This window comes from Caulobacter sp. B11 (genome assembly GCF_002737765.1).
Lineage (GTDB): Bacteria > Pseudomonadota > Alphaproteobacteria > Caulobacterales > Caulobacteraceae > Caulobacter.
Window position 1 is genome coordinate 1 of the sequence record NZ_PEGG01000299.1, and the last position, 3498, is coordinate 3498.

The 3498-nt window shown below is 71.4% G+C and carries 2 protein-coding genes and 2 pseudogenes; all 4 read right to left on the reverse strand.

Annotation, left to right across the window (positions count from 1 at the left end; translation table 11 throughout):
- Nucleotides 1-394: pseudogene (locus tag CSW58_RS11490) on the reverse strand (C-factor); the annotation flags it as partial.
- Nucleotides 387-827: a DUF3429 domain-containing protein gene (locus CSW58_RS11495; RefSeq protein ID WP_099447379.1), complete on the reverse strand. Its 441-nt coding sequence runs from the start codon at nt 825-827 to the stop codon at nt 387-389. The pseudogene CSW58_RS11490 and the gene CSW58_RS11495, both read right to left, overlap by 8 nt.
- Complete coding sequence (locus tag CSW58_RS11500; protein WP_236627795.1) at nt 824-1192, reverse strand: thiol-disulfide oxidoreductase DCC family protein; 369 nt, start codon at nt 1190-1192, stop codon at nt 824-826. The genes CSW58_RS11495 and CSW58_RS11500 overlap by 4 nt, the downstream gene beginning before the upstream one ends.
- A gap of 43 nt (nt 1193-1235) precedes the next feature.
- Nucleotides 1236-3498 (reverse strand): annotated as a pseudogene (locus tag CSW58_RS11505) ([protein-PII] uridylyltransferase); the annotation flags it as partial.

A 3498-nucleotide genomic window follows, 5' to 3' on the forward strand; every position in this document is an offset into this window, starting at 1 on the left:
GGGTCAAAGGCAGCAGGTGCTTGGCGACAAGAGCCGGGCCGACCGCATTGACTTGCAGGACCCGGGTCAGGGCGTTCAGATCCAGGGCCCGCATCGACTTTTCCGCGGCGACCGCCCCTCGGCGTGCAGCATGCCGGTGGCGATCAGGATCAGGGTCGGCGCCCCCCAGGGCGCCGATCTGGCGCGCCGCCTCAGCCAGGCTGTCTCGTCGAGGATATCGGCGGCGATCCAGACCGCGCCGGTCTCCGGCTTCTGGCGGGGGCCGGCGCGACAGGACGATCACCCGGTCATAGGCGAGGTTGCCGACCAGGGCGGCGACCAGGGCCGCGCCCACGCCGCCGCCGCCGCCGACCACGACGGCCAGCCGAAGGGGCGTCGAAATCGGCTCAGCCATGCAGGGTCAGGGCCCCGGCCGTCAGGCCGATCACGCCCCCCAGGGTCAGGATCAGCCTCAGGCGCGGGTACCAGTCGGGCAGACCCCTGGACCGCATATCCCAGACGCCGTGGATCAACAGGGCCAGGGCCAGGCCGGCCAGCTGCGCCGCGCGCCGGTCGGCGGGCAGCAGCAGCAACGCCAGGGCGACCAGGGTCGGAAGCATGGCCAGGGACACGATCCGCCCGTCCACTGGCGCCTGTCGCACCGCCATCGCCCAGCGCGCGCCGCCCAGAAAGGACAGGATCAGGCCGCCATAGAGCGCCAGGCCCTCGGCCGCGAGGGGGGTCCACTGCGGAAACAGCCAGCCCAGCACCGGCGGGGCGAGAAAGGGGATCAGACCCAGCAGGCCATAGGCCAGCACCACGCGCGGGGTTCCGGGGGCGAGGGTCATTCGCGGTCTCCGCCGGGCCGCGTCTCAAGTCGGCGAACCAGGGCCTGCAGTCGGGGCCGGAACCGCAGAAAGCCGCGATAGGCCCGTTCCAGGATCCACAGCAGGGCGGGGAGTCGCGCCAGGTGCCCAAACGGGGCCAGCACGGGAATGGCCCGCCACAGGGCGGCGAAGGCGGCCGCGCCGGAGACCATCGTCCCGCCGGCCTCCCGGGCATGAAACCGGGCCAGCAGCTCGGCCCGATCAATCGGGCAACTGCCGTCCCCCGCGACATTCTCAAAGGCGATGGCGCCGCGTTTATCCAGCCGCCGCATCAGGGCGATCTCGCGCAGGCACAGCGGGCAGTCGCCGTCGAACCAGACGGTCACGGCCGGGATCGTCTGTGAAGCTCTGGGTCTGGTCACCGCCAACCTACCGCGCCACGCTCGCCCGGGCCCGCTTCAGCCCCGGCCGGGTGTTGGGCGCGCCGGCCTCGTTGGCTTCCAGGGCCGACAGCAGGTCCGCCTTCAGGGCCGCGACCTTGCGCGGATCGGTCAGCTTGCCGCCCTCGGCGGTCTGCACATAGAAGGCGTCGACCGCGCGCTCGCCATAGCCGTCAATATGGGCCGACTGGATCGACAGGCCGCTCTGGGCCAGGGTTTCGGCTAGGGCGTGCAGCAGGCCGGGCCGGTCGCGACCGGTCGCCTCGACCACCGTGGCCTCGTTGGAAGCCTCATTGTCGACCACCACGCCGGGCGCGATGGCGAAGGCCGCCGTGCGCGACGCCTCGGCGCCCCGGCGCGGCTCGGCGCCCGACACCTCGCCCCGCCCGGCGGCCTCCAGCGCGTCGGCCAGTCGGCGCAGGGCCCGGGGGTTTTCGCAGCCCATGGGCGCGCCGGTGATGTCCTGGACGTGGAACACATCAAGGGCCTGGCCCTGACGCGAGGTGAAGACCCGCGCCCCGACCACGTTGCCGCCCAGGGCCGAAATGGCCTGGGCGAGATCGGCGAACAGGCCGCGACGGTCCTTGGCGGCGACCACGATCTCGGCGGCGTTGGCGCCGGGGGTCACCCGTCCCTCGGCGGCGACGCCGCCCTGGATGACCGCGCGACGAGCGAGGGCGGCGTGATCCAGAAGGTCGGCGGCGTTGAAGGCCCCGAAATAGGCGTCTTCCATCGCCGAGGCCCAGCCCTTGGCGGCGGGATCGGCCTCGACCAGCGCGGCCCGCGCCGAGGCGGCGAGCGCCTCCTGGTGGCGTTGGACGCTGGCCCCGGCGTCACTGCCCCGACCACCGCGGAACACCGCCTCGGTGGCGTTGTAGAGCTCGCGCAGCAGCTGGCCCTTCCAGCCGTTCCAGACCCCCGGCCCCACGGCGCGGATGTCGGCGACGGTGATCACCAGCAGCAGACGCAGACGTTCGGGGTTCTCGACGATACGGGCGAAGGCGGCGACCGTGCCGGGATCGGCGACGTCGCGCTTCTGGGCGAAGTCGCTCATCACCAGGTGATGCTCGACCAGCCAGGCGACCAACTCGACCTTGGCCCGGTCGACGCCGAGCCGTTCGCAGGCCGAGCGCGCGGCGCGGGCCCCGGCCTTCTCCTGGCCGCCGACCCCGCCCTTGCCGGTGTCGTGCAGCAGCATGGTCAGGAACAGGGCCTCGCGGTCCTCGATCAGCGGCATGATCGACACGGCCAGCGGATGGTCGTCGACCAGCCGACCGGCGGCGATGTCGCCGATCACCCCCACGGCCCGCAGGGTGTGCTCGTCCACCGTGTAGGAGTGGTACATGTTGAACTGCATCTGGGCGACGATGCGGCCGAACTCGGGAATGAACCGCCCCAGCACCCCGGCGTCGTTCATCAGGGTCAGGGTGCGGTAGGAGCGCTTGCCGCGGGCCAGCAGGTCGAGGAACAGCCGCGTGGCCTCGGGATCGCGCCGCAGCCGCGAGGTGATCAGGCTCAGCTGCCGGGTGACGGCGGTGAAGGCCTCGGGATGCAGGTCGAGGTCGCGCTCGTCGGCGATCTTGAACAGCCGGATCAGATTGACCGGATCGGCCTCGAACACCTCGGGCCCGTCGATGTTCAGACGGCCGCCGTCCTCATAGAAGCCCTCGACGTCCAGCGCCTTGCGCTTGGGCCGCCCGCCGCCGGGCAGGAAGCGGGAAATGCCTTTGGGCTCGTTCTTGAAATTGTCGGCTTCCAGCTTGGCCGAGAAGGCCCGGGTCAGGGCCCCGACCTCCTTGGCGATCAGGAAGTAGCGCCGCATGAAGCGCTCGACCGCCGGGGCGTCGCCGCGGTCGCCATAGCCCATGCGGCGAGCGATCTCGGGCTGCAGGTCGAAGGTCAGGCGCTCTTCCGGCCGGCCGGTGGCGAAGTGCAGGTGGGCGGAACAGCGTGCAGAAAATCGAAGGCCCGGATGAAGACCTTGGCCTCGCGGCGATCGAACACCGCCAGCTTGAAGACGTCCTCGGGCCGGTCGACCGGGTGCAGGTATTCGGCGATCCACATCAGGGTGTGCAGGTCGCGCAGGCCGCCCTTGCCCTCCTTGACGTTGGGCTCGACCATGTAGCGGCTGGCCCCGGCCCGGGCCTGGCGGTCGTCGCGCTCTTTCAGCTTGGCGGCGACGAACTGGGCGCCGGTGCCCTTCATGACGTCGTCGCGGAAGCGTTTCTTCAAATCCTCGCCCAGGCGCTCGT